The sequence below is a fragment of the Nitrosospira sp. TNL200 genome, from assembly GCF_055386305.1.
On record NZ_AP041003.1, the window covers coordinates 2,865,756 to 2,881,605 of the forward strand.

Consider the following 15,850-nt stretch of genomic DNA (forward strand, 5'->3'; position numbering starts at 1 on the left):
CGTTCATTTTCCAGGCACGCACGTCGATACAAAGCAGAAAATCAAAACCTGAATGCCGGAATTCTACTTCCTCGGCATATAAAGATCGGTAATTGTCCCCTCCGCGATTTCGGCAGCAAAGAAGACCGTTTCGGATAGCGTCGGGTGGGGATGGATGGTGAGGCCGATATCTTCCATGTCCGCACCCATTTCCAGTCCCAGCACGGTTTCGGCAATCAGCTCGCCCGCATTGACACCAACCACGCCCGCCCCAAGGATGCGCCGCGTTTCCTTGTCCAGCAGCAGCTTCGTCATGCCTTCGTCGCGCGCCATTGCGATTGCGCGGCCGCTTGCGGCCCAGGGGAACACCGCCTTTTCGAATTCGATTCCCTGCTTGCCGGCTTCCGTTTCTGTCAAGCCCATCCAGGCAATTTCGGGATCGGTATAAGCGACGGAAGGAATGGCGCGGGCATCGAACCTTGCCGACTGGGCTTCTTTCCCACCTGCGATGATTTCCGCGGCAAGCTTGCCTTCATGGGAAGCCTTGTGGGCCAGCATGGGTTCGCCGCAAATATCCCCTATGGCAAAAATATGCGGGATATTGGTGCGCAACTGCTTATCCACCGGGATGAATCCGCGTGGATCGACATTGACGCCCGCCTTATCCGCCCCAAGATCGCGTCCGTTCGGCTTGCGGCCCACAGCGACCAGGATGCGGTCGTATACCTGCGGCTCGGGTGCCGGCGCATCCGAAGCACTCTCGAAGGCCACTTTCAGGCCACTGCCGGAAACCTCGATGCCGGTAACCCTGGTCCTGAGATAGATGGCCTCGTAGCGTTTCTGTATGCGCCGATGCAACGGCTTGATGAGGTCCGGGTCCGCGCCGGGAATCAGTTGATCCATCAATTCCACCACGCTCACCCTGCTGCCGAGCGCATCGTATACCGTTGCCATTTCCAGGCCGATGATGCCCCCGCCAATGATGAGCATCCGCTTCGGAATATCCTCCAGTTTCAATGCGCCGGTCGAATCCATGAGGCGAGGATCGCCGTAGGGAAAGCCTGGTATGCCCGCCGCGCTCGAGCCCGCGGCAACGATGCAGTGTTCGAACGATACGGTTTTCGGGCCGATCGATGTTTCCACCTCGATCATGTGGGGCGAACTGAACCGGCCTTTCCCCTGCACTACCGTCACCTTGCGCTGTTTCGCCAGAACCCCCAAGCCCTTGGTAAGTTTACCTACGACGGATTCCTTCCAGCTTCGCAGCCTGTCCAGCTCTATGCCAGGCTTGGCAAAACCGATACCCTGGCGCCCAGCCTCCTCCGCATCGGTGATGACCTTGGCGATATGCAGCAAAGCCTTGGAGGGAATGCATCCGACATTCAGGCATACGCCGCCGAGCGCAGGATAGCGCTCGATCAATACCACTTTTTTGCCCAGGTCGGCAGCACGAAATGCCGCCGTGTAGCCGCCCGGACCGGCACCCAGCACCACCACCTCCGCGTGGATATCACCGCTCGGCACAAAAGCCGATGTCGAGGACGATGTGGCGGTGGCCGAACCACCCGGTTCCTGTACCGAATCATTTTCTGGCGCAGCAGAAACAAATCTTTTGACCGGATCGGCCGACTCTGCAGCTACGGTGGCTCCAGCGGATCGAGCCGCCTGTGCTGCGTCCTCTACCGGTGGCGCCTCTGCTTCCAGGGTCAATATCAGGGAACCTTGAGAGACCTTGTCGCCTATCTTGACGTGGATTTTATTTACCACCCCAGCTTGAGGAGAAGGAATCTCCATCGTCGCCTTGTCGGTTTCCAGCGTAATGAGTGATGTTTCCTTCTCGACCGTATCTCCCGGTTTTACCAGGAGTTCGATGACAGGAATATCCTTGAAATCGCCAACATCGGGGATACGTATCTCCACCAGATTATTCATGATCTCTTTCAGTAAATTCAGTAAATTTATCCATGCTTCCCGATTATATCGCCCCTTCCTGCTCGCCTTTTTTATCATGGACGAGCATCCAGTCGGCCAGCGTACGCAAACCGGCTGGCAGCGGCCGCCTTAGCAAGCGCTGCAACTGTTCCTTATCGTCTTCGCTCAATGGCAGGCAGCAGGGCAGATTGGACAAGGTTTCCACATCCATGCCCCAGGGCTCCCAGGATAACCCTGCTGCTTCCCAGATTCCGGCCGTCTGCAATGCGATTTCGATTCCCGCAGGATCAGGATCGCAAGCAAGCAGCGCAGGTGCCGGGCACAATGCCAGGAGTTGCGCGACACTTTGTTGCCACCATAAAGGCGCAAAGCCCGGCAGCCACACCACAAAATCCCTGTCCCCATGGCCGCGGGCGACGCGCTCAAAACTGGTACGGTTTTCGAGTATTCGCCAGTAGCCGATATGCCCTTTAATGCTGGTCAGATTGCGCAGCGTATCCGGCGTCAGCGCAATGCAATCATCGACCAACCCGACATCGAGGCCGAGATCCCCGCGCAACAATATGACCGGTCCCCGTATCCAGATCGCCGGGGTATGCTTCTCGATCCCCAGCTCGACCAGGTTCAGATGGCGCTCCAGCCAATCCCACTCGGCGCTGGAGACCGCTTTGGTGGCGCCGCGCGCAAACAGGGAAAAATCGCGGCGAGTACCGCAGCGCTCGCCAGCCAGCCAATCATCAAGCGCGCGCAGTAACGCCAGCCGGCGCAATGCCGATTGCGGGGGAGACGCATTCAGGCTTTGCTGCGCGTTCACAAGGCGAGAGTCCTTGAAGGGATGCAGCACTTCGGTGCGAAACAACCGGTCCAGTGTATCCTTGTCCGGCAACCCCAATTGATGCCGTAATGCAGAAGATTCAAGAAAATTCACCCATACCGGCAGCCAACGCCCGGATTGCCACCGTTCCTCCACCTCCACCCAGCCATTGCGCAGCAGCGCGTCCAGCAGTTCATCCGCAAGATGCACGCGACGGCCTCCCGCCGCTACCAACAGGGTATCCCATTTGCGTTTTGGAGATGATGCCTTTAGCCAGTCGATGAGCAGCTCCCGCCACTCCATCGGCCAACTGCCAATAGTGCGCACCACACCGGGAAATGCCGTGCCGGGGAAGGCTCGACGCAGGCGCTTTCCACGCAGCGTGCTTTTGGCTCCCACGTCGAGATTACGGATACGGACCCCAAGCGCATCCGGTCCTCCCCAGGTTTCCAGCTCATGCATGCAGCACCTTCTGCCGGCTGACCTGTGCAAGGGGAGGCGCCCAAGGCTCTCCCGGACGTTTCTTGTAAGTCACCAGCGTCAGTTCCGCAGGATCATAGACATTCACATTATGGGTAATGGGCGTGGTAATCAGGTATTGAGCGCGCGTGGCCTTGAGGAAACTGCCGACGCGATCGATATTGAAGATGTCGAGATGCGCAAAAGGTTCGTCAATGAATACGAACCCGCCGGGCTGGCTTTCATCCATCATCAGTCCAACCAGCAAAATAAGTGATTTCATTACCTGCTGGCCGCCGGAAGCTTCGCCATCATTCAATCCGGTCAGTCCCTTCTGATCGAAATTGAAATGCACCGCCAATCCCGCCTGCGCCAGCACCAGGTCGTCATTTTCCAGATGTGGTGGCTCGCATTGCACCTCGATTCCCGCAAGCTGACCCAGCTCCCTGATATTTTTTCCGTAACGCCGGATCGTGGCGCGAAGCCGGTTGATATAGGCATCGCGGGCTTCGTGGGTAAGACTCTGCGCACGCTCATTCGCGGCACGACGCCTCGATACGTCCGCCTGCATTTCCTCCAGATCCCTTCGCAATTTATCACGCAGCGCGATGATGCTTTCGTCGGTTTGCCAATCCTCGTTATCCAGGCGGTTTTCCAGTTGGCGCAGATGCAGTTTTACTGCTTCCGCCGAAGCGAACTCTTCGCGTAACTTGAGTAGTGCGGCAGGAACATACCAGGCGGGCGGCATGCCTTTGCGGTCATGGCGCAACCGCTGGATACGCTTGACGTTTTCGATACGCTGGTTTTGCAGTTGGGGTATCAGCACCGCTGTTTCCTGCGCCAGCCGAGCATGCGTAATACGGGTAGTTTCCAGTTTTACTTCGATCTGGTGGCGTGATTCCACCGCCTCCGCTCTCTTCCCCGAGACAGCCGCCACTTCGCCGGCCGCTCGCTGAGCCGTTTCTCTCAATGCACCGACAAGATCTGCTGCACGCGAAAATTCGTCAGCCCGCAGCGCCAGCATTTGCGCAGCATCGAAACCGTCGAGCTGCGCCTGTTTCCGGGCAATCCCGCCATGCAAATCCGCCTCTTCTCCAGTCAATTTCCCGATTTGAGCGGATAACATCTTCGTTTCCCCCGTCCAGGCGTCCAGCCGGCTTTTTCTGCCCCCCTCGCCAAAATGATAATCGGCGGAGTCAACGCCGATAAAACGTCCGCCGCGCCGCTCTCGATGATAACCGGCGCGAGTGATCCAGTTTTGCACTGCCGGGAATTCGGCGCCTGCCTGCGTGTCCTGGACACGCTGCACCTGATTCAATAGCTGAATCAGCCAGCCGGGAGCATCGGCCGTGAACCGCACGATCTCAAGCAACGAACCGGACTGGGGGACGGAAGAGGCCACCCGGCCGGCTGCCACAAAATACCGGTAGCGCAGTTTTTCACCAATGCGCCACGCCTCGACCCGATCCGCTTCGTTCTCCAGCAGAATCAGCTGGCGATAAGGCGCAAGCAGCGCTTCCACCGCCGCTTGCCAAACCGGATCGATGACCTCGATGATTTCGGTCAACATGCGATGGGGGATCCCCTCCCGGTTCAATGCGCCTCGAAACTCCCTCACATATTCGGGCGGAACCTGCTTACCGCTTTTGAGCGCATCCACAAGGACATTGAGCTCATCCAGTCGAGTACGGGCTGCCGACAATTCGTTCTGCAATGAGGCCAGACGCTGGCGCTCGCAACCCAATGCTTCAGCCAGGGCAGCCAAATCTTCACCGTGCCCTGCCCGGCTCAACGAAACGAGGTGATCGCGCTGCTCCAGCAAGGCGGCGGTTTTGATCACCGCCTCCCGTGCCGCATGAAAATCCTCTGTGGCACATCTTTCCGCCAGTTGCAGCGCCTCTTCCCGTTCTTTCGCCGCTCGCAATACAACACCGAGGGCGGCAAGGGCAGCGTCTTCTGCGGCCAGCAGCCGTTGCTTTTCACGCGACAGCCGCCTGTTTCCCTGGATCTGGCTGCGTGCCCCATTGATGGATTCCTTCAGATCGAGCACCTGCAAGCGCGGCAGAACCTCGCTCTGCAGTCTGACCTGCTCCTCCTTCAGGCCACGCCACTGGATAAAGTTGTTGACCTTGAAAGTCATTTTCTCAACTTTGTTATCGAGCGCTTCCAGGTTATTGCTCATCTCCTGCAATTCACGTTCGATTTCGCGCTGCTGCCCCTTGGCTTCGAGATAGGCATCCAATACCTGTTTATCGCCGAATACCTGAAAAACCAGGTCCAGCAAAGCCTTCGGAGAATATTCGCAAAGCTTGTCGGTATCACCCTGTTCCAGCGATAGCACTTCTGCCATGGCCTTCGTGAGGCCGGCGCTATCCATGCGCCGCTGGTATTCGATGACTCCCAGCCAATCGCTGGAAGATTCGAGATTTTCGATGGTTACGTTGCCCGGAACAATCAGGTATTGACGCTGCCACTCGCCTCCCTGCTTACGGATACGGCAGGCCAGGGTTACTTCATCGTCCAGCAACGGAAAAAAAGGATGGCGCCGATTATCCATTCGTCGGTTGTCCACTACCGCGCGCAGCCAGGCGAAAACCTCGCTGGAACGGCGAACGTAGCGCTTGTACTCGCGTTTGCCGGAGCATTTCAGCGCAAGCAGCGTTCTCAGGGCATCGAGGAGCGTGGTCTTGCCCGAGCCGTTGGGCCCGACGATGGTAACGATCTGGGCGTCCAGCGGCAGCGTGAAGCGCTGCCAGTAGTCCCAATGGACGAGTTCAAGGGATTTGATATGAAACATCAGGCATCCATCAACCGTTGTCCCTCTTCGCCGGATTCGGAATCAGCAGCGTTCACGATACTGTCGTCTGCTGGCGCTATTTTGTCCGGGCAGCCTCGATTGGACAGCATGTCCGAAAGCGCTCCATCGATAATGCGCGATTCCAGAACCGGATATTCCATCAGCAAATCGAGTGCCGGCCCCTCGTAAATCATCTTGTTGCGGCGCTGGATGAAACCCAGCCGGGAGAGTATTCCCAAATTCACATTGACCCGCATCTTGCCGCCCAGTTTGGGAGCAAAATCGGCCAGCAGCGTGCGTTCAGCCACACCGGCGGAAACCCCTTCGCCGCGCGGCAGAGGCTTCTCCGCAGCGAACATGTCACCCTGATCCATCGCTTCCTTATCATGCCGGGCGACCTGACGCTCGCGCTTCGGCAAAATGATGAGCGCCCACAATACCACCAGCAGCGCCACGCCATCGCGTTGCAGGCCCATATTGTTACTCAGCCAGTTATCCTGCCGGCCGAATACCGGGTCTTCCATCTCGCGCTGAAGGCCCACGGCAATATGGCCGGCATAAGGATTTTCCAGCAGATGCAGCCCGCAGGCGGCCAGCCGCAAGTCGAGCTCGGCCCGGAATGCTTCGTCAGTCAACGCACGCCGGGCAAGGCTATCCTCGCGCTCGACATAGCGATGCGCCAACAAGCGCGCAATCAGAGTCTGGATTTCCATATTCATGGGCTTGGCAACCTCTGTTACGAAGACCGGGTGCGCTCCAGCATTCCCACGCTGATTTCCTCGACACCATCACGCTGAATCTTGCGTGTGTCGGGCGATACCTTCAGTTTGAACGGCGCAGCCGCCAATTCCGCCATGGAACCAGTCAGGAGGCCGCCATCGATATCGTTAAGCATGGCCAGCAGCGACATGCGGTAGGCTGCCTGGTGATAGGCGCCGCCTATCACGACATCTCCGAGGTCTGCTTCGGTTTCGATGCTATTCATATTTCCTAGAAACTGTTCCAGCAATACCAGCCGTTCGGCCTCGATACGAGCCGTTTCGGGAGCAGCATTGGGCGGCGGCAGGACCGAGAGGGCGGCTTTTTCACGCTCACGCTCGATCAGCTCATACTCCGCTGTATCCAGCATTTCGTGGGGGGTAATAAACACGGGCTGCGGGTAGGCGAATAAGGCAAGGTCGGCAACAGAAGCCAGTTGCTCCTGCGACTGATTGCGCAGCCAGGCCATGATATCCGAGGAGGAAAGGCCACTTTGTCCCAGATGCACCCGTTGCCGCTCGAGGCTGCTGAGCGCGCGCTGAAAGACGCCGGTCATGCGCAACATGCGGCTCTGTGCCTGGCCGACGGATTGGGCGACGCGATAAGTAGCGGTATCCAGATCGCCATCGCCCGTCATGGTACGGATGATCTCGGTACCTTTTTCCACCCAATGCCACACCGAGGCCAGTTTCGCCTGGGAGCGCCGCAACCGGAATTCGGAACCCGCCAATACGGCCTGATCGAATTCATTTTGCAATTCATTCAGCCTGCCGAGCAAGTGCTGCAACGTTTCGGCCGACACTCTCCCGATTGCCTGTCCCGCGGCCACCTGGGCCGTAATGTAACCAAGTTCCGCATCGCTTTCTCCAGCGAAATTCAACAAGGTGGCCAGCGCCGAAAGAGTGAGGCGGCCGATGGAACTCAATTGGTAGATGCGCTGTTCCGGGTCCCAGACCAGCAAATCATTTTCACGCAGGCGCTTGAGCACGGTATCGAGCTTCACCGGATCGAGATAGCCAAAATGAGCCTGCAATTCCTGTGGGCTCCAGCATGGCGCGTCAGCCCGTGTTCCAATTTCCCGCAGCACCATGAGACGCACCAGGACTTCATCCTCGCCGCCCCGGAATAACGTGATGAGCGCGTTGAGAGCCTCGCGAGCCCGGAGAAGCGGGAATAACGCAGGCAGATCGGCCGCTTCGATTCCTTGCGCAAAAAATTCGCCTAATCCTGCCGATAAGGAGCTTGCATTGCCGGTTTCGGGCGAAGAAAAAGAAGTCATGAATATGAACCTAAATCCGATAGTTGACCGCTTTTTTAGTTTGGAACCATGATCCACAAAGGCTGCCGGATTCAGGATGAAAGGAACCGAATGACTGCGCGTCGGGCCTTTGTCACTCCTGCCCGCTCCTTCCCGCTCCTGCTAGCCCAAGCGTCGGAAACAGCCAGATTTTCTGGGGAGCAGGCTTGAATGACCTGCAGATCAATGAGAAGACTTCGGGAGTAATCCCTGTTTTCTCCCTCATCGTCAAGTTCGTTCAAGTTCGTATGTGCCCGTCTCCCAATACGATGAATTTCTGGCTGGTCAATCCTTCCAATCCGACCGGGCCTCGCGCGTGGATCTTGTCTGTGGAGATGCCGATTTCCGCGCCGAGCCCATACTCGAATCCGTCGGCGAAACGCGTGGAAGCATTCACCATTACCGAACTGGAATCCACTTCGCGCAGGAAACGGCGAGCGCGGCTGTAATCCTCGGTAACAATTGTATCGGTATGCTGCGAGCCATATGCGGCGATATGGTCCATGGCCTGATCCAACCCGCTTACAATGCGAATGCTGAGAATCGGCGCCAGATATTCCATGCCCCAGTCTTCTTCGGTCGCCTCGTTCGCCTGCGCAAGGATGGCGCGCGTGGCCTCGTCGCCGCGCAACTCCACCCCTTTGTCGAGATAAATCCTGAACAGCGGAGGCAACACCTCGCTGGCAATGCCCTCATGCACCAGCAGGGTCTCCATCGTATTGCAGGTGCCGTAGCGCTGGGTCTTGGCATTGTCGGCAATGCGTATGGCCTTCGCCACATCGGCGCCCTCGTCGATATAAACATGGCATACTCCGTCCAGATGCTTGATGACGGGAATGCGGGCTTCATTGGCGATCCGTTCTATCAAGCCCTTGCCTCCGCGCGGAACGATCACATCGACAAATTCCCGCATGGTGATCAATTCGCCCACTGCTGCGCGATCGGTCGTTTCGATCACCTGTATGCCGGTTTCCGGCAATCCAGCCACTCGCAACCCTTCTTTCACGCATGCCGCGATTGCCTGGTTGCTGTGCATGGCTTCAGAACCGCCCCGAAGAATCGCCGCGTTTCCCGATTTCAGGCACAACCCGGCGGCATCCGCCGTGACATTGGGACGCGCTTCATAAATGATGCCGATTACGCCCAGGGGGACACGCATTTTTCCAACCTGTATCCCCGAAGGCCGGTAATTCAAATCGGTGATTTCTCCAACCGGGTCTGCCAGCGCCGCTATTTGCGCCAGACCCTCCGCCATTCCCGCAATACTCCTGGGCGTGAGTGTCAGGCGGTCTATCATTGCGGGTTCCAGCCCGCGGCTTCTCGCCTGCTCCACATCCCTGGCGTTGGCATCCAGCAAAGGCTGTTCATCGCGTCTGATGGCCATGGCCATGTGGGCAAGCGCGCGATTCTTTGTCGCGGTCTCAGCCCTGGCAATCGTGCGTGCGGCACAGCGCGCTTCGCGCCCTACCGACTGCATATAGGTTTTTACGTCTATCACGTCCATAACCCCGCTCCATTCAACAATTATCCCAAATCCGGCAGTTGACCGCTCATTTTCAGTTTAGAGCCATGATGCACAAGGACTTTCCGCAGTGCTTGACGTTCACCTACATGGTGAGTTCGCTACAGGGCGGATTTCAGGATTATGATTCCCTCGCATTGCCGCTGCCGGGCAATGCGACTATGCCTGCACTCCCGTTCCCACTCATGTGGAATGTGGACGCGTTTCATTCTACCGCCGAGCAGGGGAAAAGCGTAACCCCAACTGCAACAACTCATCCCAGGCATCCCCCCTGGCAACACCCTTGCTGATCCTGTCTATTTCCGCCAAATGCACCAATGCATTCATCAACTGCCTGAAGCTGAGGCGCGCTGCCGCGCCTTCCATCGCTTTCTGCTGGTTTCCCCAAGCTCCGACCTGCTTCATTATCTGCGTGACAGACTGGCCCGAATCCGCTCCCTTGCGAACCGCGATGAGCGAGCGGATGCTCGTGGAAAGGGTACCGACGATATGCGGCAACGCCGCTCCCTCTCCTTGCAATCCCTCCAATATGCGAGTGTAGCGACCCATATCTCCCGTCATCATCGCACCGGATAACTTGAATACATCGTAGCGCGCCACATCCAGTATGGCATGCTTCACCTGGTCGAAAGACAAAGCGCCTTCGGGATAAAGCAATGCCAGTTTCTGTATTTCCTGATAGGCCGCAAGCAGATTTCCTTCCACTTTCTCCGCGATAAATTGCAAGGTATCCGGACTCGCGTTCTGTTTCTGCAAGGTGAGCCGCTGGCCGATCCATGCCGGTAGCCGGCCGCGCTCGACAGGAGCGATAGGCACCGTCTCTCCCGCCTCCTCGAGCGCTCTGAACCACTTGGCCGCGGAGCTCTGCTTGTCCATTTTGGGCAGCGTAACCAGAGTAACGGTATCCATCGGCAGCGCGCGGCAATATTCCTGTATGGCCTCGCTGCCCTGGCTCCCCGGCTTACCGGAAGGAATGCGTATGTCCATCACGCGCCGGGCACCGAACAGCGACAGGCTACTGCTGCGATACTGCAGTTCCGTCCAGTTAAAGCGATGGTCGATATTAAAAACCTCGCGCTCAACATAGCCAGCCTGGCGTGCTGTGGCACGAATCAGGTCGGCAGCCTCGATTGCCAGCAGCAGTTCGTCGCCAAAGACTGTATAAAGCGGAGCAAGCTGCTTTCGCAGATACCGGGCAAGATCATCGGCATGAATGCGCATAGCGTGCTTGTCGTGTTCGTCGTGTCACAGGCTGATCAGCCTGCACACGGAAAATAGCACAGAACGCTGCCGCAGAACGCGACAGGTAGCGAGAGCGGAGCAGCGGCCCATTCCGCCGATTGCTTGCACGACGCTGTCCGGAAAGACAGGAAACAAGATTCCATAAGAATAGGGGAATAAGGAAGACTACGCCGTAATGTATCGCACGGCCAACGGTGCGCATCAACCCGGGAATCGATTCGGCCTGTTCGCCGCAAACTTGAGATTCAATGCGAAGCCACCTTGACGGATTCCAGCCGCCGCACTATTTGTGCCGCGGAATCATTCTGCATTTCCCGCACAAGCATTGCCTCCTCCCCTTCCTTGGCCACGACCTGGGCATCGGTAAAGGGAAGAATCCGCCGCAGGGCGATCTCGTTGGTAGGAATCAACTCCATACCTTTCGCATCGAGAAGGCGAAACGACACGCGGTAGCGCAATTCGAACTCCCGCACCCGGCCGCCTCCGGAAACCGACATGATCTGCTTGTCGTTTACGACGCTGATGATCTCCAGCAGGGCCTGCGCATCCTTGGGCTTCTCCACGATGCGCGTATTGGTTCCCGCCTTGATGAAGCGTTTTACGTCAGTGCCGATGGGGTGTCCCGTCGGGAAAGAGACATAGATCGTCTGAAAGGGAAGGTTAGCCGTGCCACGCAATTGAAAGCCGCAGGCGGCGAGCAAACCGCAAAATAGCACCAGGATGATTCTCTTCATGGCATGAATCTCACGTTAAACATTACTCCAGGAACCTTTATACGACGATATTAACCAATCTGCCCGGCACCAGTACAACCTTTTTTACCGTTCCGCCAGCAACAAATTTTTTCACCTGATCACTTTCAAACGCCAGACATTCGATAGCAGCCAGATCGGCGTCCCGAGCAACCCTTATCCTGTCGCGCAGTTTGCCATTGACCTGGACTATCAACTCGATTTCATCCTGCACCAGGGCCATATCGTCTGCGCGGGGCCACGGCTGATCCAGAAGCTCGGTGCCTGGCCGCAACTCGCGCCACAATGCATGGCAAACATGGGGAACGATGGGCGAAAGCAGCAACACGATGTTTTCCAGGGCCTCCTGCATGAGCTGGCGCGCTTCCGGGTCCGTGTTCCGCAACTTGCCCAGCGTATTCATCAATTCCATCACCGCCGCGATGGCGGTATTGAAGGTGTGGCGCCTGCCCAGATCGTCGCCGACCTTGGCAATAGTCTGATGCAGCCTGAAACGCAACGCTTTGATCTCGGCAGCATTCTCATCATGCTGCACCAAATCGCCGGGCCCCTTTCTCCCTTCCTCCTCTTGAGCATGAATATGCTCGTATACCTGCTTCCACAAGCGCTTCAAAAAACGGAACGCTCCCTCGACTCCCGTATCCGCCCATTCCAGCGTCTGCTCGGGAGGGCTGGCAAACATCATGAACAGGCGCGCGGTATCGGCGCCATACTGCTCAACCAGTTTTTGCGGATCAACGCCATTATTCTTGGATTTGGACATGGTGCCGATACCGCCGAATTCAACCGGTTCGCCATCCGTGCGTAAGATTGCCCCGATGTGCCTGCCTAGCTCATCGGTTTGAACCTCCACCTCCGCCGGGTTGAAATAGTGAATACGCCCGCTATCGGTCTTCCGGAACATGATTTCGTTCAGCACCATGCCTTGGGTAAGCAGATTCCTGAATGGTTCATCGAAATTTACCAGGCCGAGGTCGCGCATCACTTTGCTCCAGAAGCGGGAATAGAGGAGGTGCAATATCGCATGCTCGATGCCGCCGATATACTGGTCTACCGGCAGCCAATAATCCACGCGCCCGTCCGTCATGGATTTATCCTGATCTGCGCAGGCAAAACGGGTGTAATACCATGAGGAGTCAACGAACGTGTCCATGGTATCCGTTTCCCGGCGCGCGCTGCCGCCGCAACGGGGGCATGCGCACTCGTAAAAGGACGGCTCTTTTGCCAAAGGATTGCCAGAACCATCCGGCACCAGGTCTTCGGGGAGTACCACCGGCAAATCCGCATCCGGCACAGGTACTGTTCCGCATCGACCGCAATGTATGAGGGGGATCGGACAACCCCAGTAGCGCTGGCGGGAAATACCCCAGTCACGCAACCTGTAGTGCGTGCGCTTCGCTCCCAGCCCCTTCTTTTCCAGCTCCGCCGCAATTGCTTCCACCGCGGCATCGAATCCCAGGCCCGAGAATTTCCCCGAATCAAAAGTAACTCCCTGTTCCACGTAGGCCTGTCGCAGGGGAATGGCAAGATCCCCTTCGTGCGGCTTGATGACGGGCTTGACCGGCAGCCCGTATTTCGCCGCAAACTCAAAATCACGCTCATCGTGGGCAGGAACCGCCATGACTGCGCCCTCGCCGTAGCCCATAAGCACGTAATTCGCGACCCAAACGGGAAGGCTCTCCCCCGTAAGCGGATGCGTCGCGCGCAGGCCCGTATCCATGCCCTTCTTTTCCTGAGTGGCGATCTCCGCTTCCATGGTGGCTCCGTGCCTGCATTGATCCAGGAATTCCGCAAGCTCGGGGTCATGTTCAGCCGCATGGAGCGCAACCGGGTGCTCGGCGGCAATCGCCACGTAGGTCGCACCGAGCAGGGTGTCGGCGCGGGTAGTGAATACCTTCAATGGCTGCGGCATTCCCGATGGAATATCGGGTGGAAAGACGATATCCACGCCAAAACTCTTTCCAATCCAGTTCGCCTGCATGGTTTTGACCCGCTCCGGCCAATCAGGCAGACTGTCCAGATCCTCGAGCAATTCGTCGGCATAGCCGGTAATCCTCATGTAATACATGGGTATTTCGCGCTTTTCGACAGGTGCGCCGGTGCGCCAGCCGCAGCCGTCTATCACCTGTTCATTGGCAAGCACAGTCTGATCGACCGGATCCCAATTGACGGTTCCGGTAGTCTTGTAGGCCAGTCCTTTTTCCAGCATTCGCAGAAACAACCACTGGTTCCAGCGGTAATATTCGGGACTGCAGGTCGTCACCTCGCGGCTCCAGTCGATGGCAAAACCCAGGCTCTGCAGCTGTTGCCGCATGTAAGCGATGTTGTCGTAGGTCCATCTCGCCGGGGGAACATTGTTTTGCATCGCTGCATTTTCAGCGGGCAACCCGAAAGCATCCCAACCCATCGGTTGCAGCACGTTGCTGCCCTGCATGCGATGGTAGCGCGACAACACATCGCCTATGGTGTAGTTACGCACATGTCCCATGTGCAGCTTGCCGGAGGGATAGGGAAACATGGACAGGCAGTAGTATTTTTTTTTGCCGGAAATTTCCACCGCCTTGAAGGCAGAGGTTGACCGCCAATACTGCTGGGCTTCCGACTCGATTTGCTGGGGGTGGTATTTTTCCTGCATGAACTTCCGCTTTCCGCGTTAAAGCCATGAATTATACTGCGAATAAAAGTCCTTCATGTTCCCGCATCTCACCGCCTGGGGGATAACCCAGGAAACGAGGGAAACAGGATTGGAAAAGGAAGAGCTGAACAACTCTCCGGATGAAAAACCTGCAAACAACTGAGATCGCTGAGAGATCGTAAAGACAGGCCCCATAGCGAAATTAATCCGCTATTCCCGGCAGATGGATCGGTCGAAGGATAAACGTCAGCGTATCATGATCCTCAGCCTGAAATCGCCGCGCAACAGGCTGAGTATGATCGAATCCTGGCTTGCCTGCACGGCCGCAAGGAATTCCTGCACCGAGCGCACTTTTTTCCTGTTGACCCCGACAATGATATCCCCGGGCCTGAGGCCATGCATCCAGGCCGGGCTATTGCCCTCGACTTTTGTTACCACGACTCCCTCCGGCCCGCGTGCCGACTCGGCCTTGAAATTTGCCACCGTTGCGCCGGCAAGCTGAGGCACCGTTTCGGCCTCGGTACCTGGCACGTCCAGCGGCTTGGCAATCTTGACCTTGGTCGTGAGAGGCTTGCCGTTCCTTATCAGTTCCAGAGTCACTGTCTCTCCAATCGGCATCAGCCCTATCCTGTTGCGCAAATCGAGAGAGCTCCTGATATTTTTTCCATTGACCGCGATGATGACATCTCCTGCCTTCAGGCCCGCCTTTTCCGCTGGCGAGTTGGCATCGACTGTACTGACAATGGCGCCTGCAGTGGAAGCAAGTCCAAGGGACGCCGCCAGGTCATGCGTAATGTCTTCGCTGCTTGCCCCCAGCCTGCCGCGCCGCACCTCGCCGAAGCGCACGATCTGATCCACTACCGCCTTGACCATGACACTGGGCACCGCAAAACCAATCCCGACATTGGCGCCGGAAGGTCCGATAATCGCGCTATTGATTCCGACCAGTTCACCCTTGAGGTTGACCAGTGCACCGCCGGAGTTTCCGGGATTGATGGATGCGTCGGTCTGGATGAAATCCTCGTATCCTTCGATGTCGAGCCCGCTTCTGCCCAGCGCGCTGACGATGCCGGACGTCACAGTCTGCCCCAGGCCAAACGGATTGCCGATTGCCACGACGAAATCGCCGACATTGAGCAAATCGGAATTGCCAAGGCGCAGCGCCTGCAATTTCTTTGCATCGATTTTCAGCAAGGCGATATCGGTGCCGGGATCCGTTCCTACCAGCTTTGCCTGAAACTGACGCCGGTCTTTCAGTGTCACCGTTACCCGCAGGGCATCCTTGATTACATGAAAATTGGTCACTACATAGCCGTGAGCTCCGTCGACAATCACGCCTGATCCCGCGCTCTGTTCAGGACGCTCCGCCTGGTCGGGAATATTGAAAAACCGCCGGAAAAAAGGATCGCGGAATAGCGGATTGTCCTCGATGGCGGAACGTGTCTGAACTGAAATATTGACCACTGCCGGCGTAACCTCCTGCAGCAGCGGAGCAAGTGTCGGCACTCCATTTTTCCCGTCCATGACCGGCATGGCTGAATAGGCAGACGATATCAGAAAGGAGCCCGCAATAAAAATGACCGGAAGCCAGGTGAATTTATGCTTCATGAGTATGTTCGAATTTTTTCGGATTTATGCTTCATGGATATGCTCGATTTTTTT

The 15,850-nt window shown here is 57.1% G+C and carries 10 protein-coding genes; all 10 read right to left on the reverse strand.

Annotation, left to right across the window (positions count from 1 at the left end; genetic code table 11):
• Window positions 1–63: 63 nt before the first annotated feature.
• Window positions 64–1,911 carry a dihydrolipoyl dehydrogenase gene (gene lpdA, locus ACZ5CE_RS12985; RefSeq protein ID WP_464575328.1) on the reverse strand — a complete coding sequence of 616 codons (1,848 nt, stop codon included), beginning with the start codon at window positions 1,909–1,911 and terminating at the stop codon, window positions 64–66.
• Window positions 1,912–1,954: 43 nt separating this feature from the next.
• Window positions 1,955–3,187, reverse strand: a complete 1,233-nt coding sequence (locus ACZ5CE_RS12990) for a toprim domain-containing protein (protein ID WP_464575329.1) — start codon at window positions 3,185–3,187, stop codon at window positions 1,955–1,957.
• Window positions 3,180–5,981, reverse strand: a complete 2,802-nt coding sequence (locus ACZ5CE_RS12995) for an ATP-binding protein (protein ID WP_464575330.1) — start codon at window positions 5,979–5,981, stop codon at window positions 3,180–3,182. The genes ACZ5CE_RS12990 and ACZ5CE_RS12995 overlap by 8 nt, the downstream gene beginning before the upstream one ends.
• Window positions 5,981–6,700, reverse strand: coding sequence for a hypothetical protein (locus ACZ5CE_RS13000; protein ID WP_464575331.1), 720 nt, complete (start codon window positions 6,698–6,700; stop codon window positions 5,981–5,983). The genes ACZ5CE_RS12995 and ACZ5CE_RS13000 overlap by 1 nt, the downstream gene beginning before the upstream one ends.
• A gap of 17 nt (window positions 6,701–6,717) precedes the next feature.
• Window positions 6,718–8,019, reverse strand: coding sequence for a hypothetical protein (locus tag ACZ5CE_RS13005; protein ID WP_464575332.1), 1,302 nt, complete (start codon window positions 8,017–8,019; stop codon window positions 6,718–6,720).
• 256 nt (window positions 8,020–8,275) lie between these two features.
• Window positions 8,276–9,541, reverse strand: coding sequence for a glutamate-5-semialdehyde dehydrogenase (locus tag ACZ5CE_RS13010; protein ID WP_464575333.1), 1,266 nt, complete (start codon window positions 9,539–9,541; stop codon window positions 8,276–8,278).
• A 228-nt stretch (window positions 9,542–9,769) separates the two neighbouring features.
• Complete coding sequence (gene holA / locus ACZ5CE_RS13015) at window positions 9,770–10,780, reverse strand: DNA polymerase III subunit delta (protein ID WP_464575334.1); 1,011 nt, start codon at window positions 10,778–10,780, stop codon at window positions 9,770–9,772.
• Window positions 10,781–11,046: 266 nt separating this feature from the next.
• Window positions 11,047–11,535: an LPS-assembly lipoprotein LptE gene (locus tag ACZ5CE_RS13020; protein WP_464575335.1), complete on the reverse strand. Its 489-nt coding sequence runs from the start codon at window positions 11,533–11,535 to the stop codon at window positions 11,047–11,049.
• A gap of 37 nt (window positions 11,536–11,572) precedes the next feature.
• Window positions 11,573–14,188, reverse strand: coding sequence for a leucine--tRNA ligase (gene leuS / locus ACZ5CE_RS13025; protein ID WP_464575336.1), 2,616 nt, complete (start codon window positions 14,186–14,188; stop codon window positions 11,573–11,575).
• Between the two features lie 246 nt (window positions 14,189–14,434).
• The gene (locus tag ACZ5CE_RS13030) at window positions 14,435–15,796 is read right to left on the reverse strand and encodes a DegQ family serine endoprotease (RefSeq protein WP_464575337.1); all 1,362 of its coding nucleotides are present in this window, start codon (window positions 15,794–15,796) and stop codon (window positions 14,435–14,437) included.
• Window positions 15,797–15,850 lie beyond the last annotated feature (54 nt).

Coding starts and splice junctions, on each gene's coding strand:
- leuS (WP_464575336.1), bottom strand. CDS start 14,188: ATGCAGGAAAAATACCACCCCCAGCAAATCGAGTCGGAAGCCCAGCAG.
- ACZ5CE_RS13030 (WP_464575337.1), bottom strand. CDS start 15,796: ATGAAGCATAAATTCACCTGGCTTCCGGTCATTTTTATTGCGGGCTCC.
- ACZ5CE_RS13010 (WP_464575333.1), bottom strand. CDS start 9,541: ATGGACGTGATAGACGTAAAAACCTATATGCAGTCGGTAGGGCGCGAA.
- ACZ5CE_RS13000 (WP_464575331.1), bottom strand. CDS start 6,700: ATGAATATGGAAATCCAGACTCTGATTGCGCGCTTGTTGGCGCATCGC.
- ACZ5CE_RS12995 (WP_464575330.1), bottom strand. CDS start 5,981: ATGTTTCATATCAAATCCCTTGAACTCGTCCATTGGGACTACTGGCAG.
- ACZ5CE_RS13020 (WP_464575335.1), bottom strand. CDS start 11,535: ATGAAGAGAATCATCCTGGTGCTATTTTGCGGTTTGCTCGCCGCCTGC.
- holA (WP_464575334.1), bottom strand. CDS start 10,780: ATGCGCATTCATGCCGATGATCTTGCCCGGTATCTGCGAAAGCAGCTT.
- lpdA (WP_464575328.1), bottom strand. CDS start 1,911: ATGAATAATCTGGTGGAGATACGTATCCCCGATGTTGGCGATTTCAAG.
- ACZ5CE_RS12990 (WP_464575329.1), bottom strand. CDS start 3,187: ATGCATGAGCTGGAAACCTGGGGAGGACCGGATGCGCTTGGGGTCCGT.
- ACZ5CE_RS13005 (WP_464575332.1), bottom strand. CDS start 8,019: ATGACTTCTTTTTCTTCGCCCGAAACCGGCAATGCAAGCTCCTTATCG.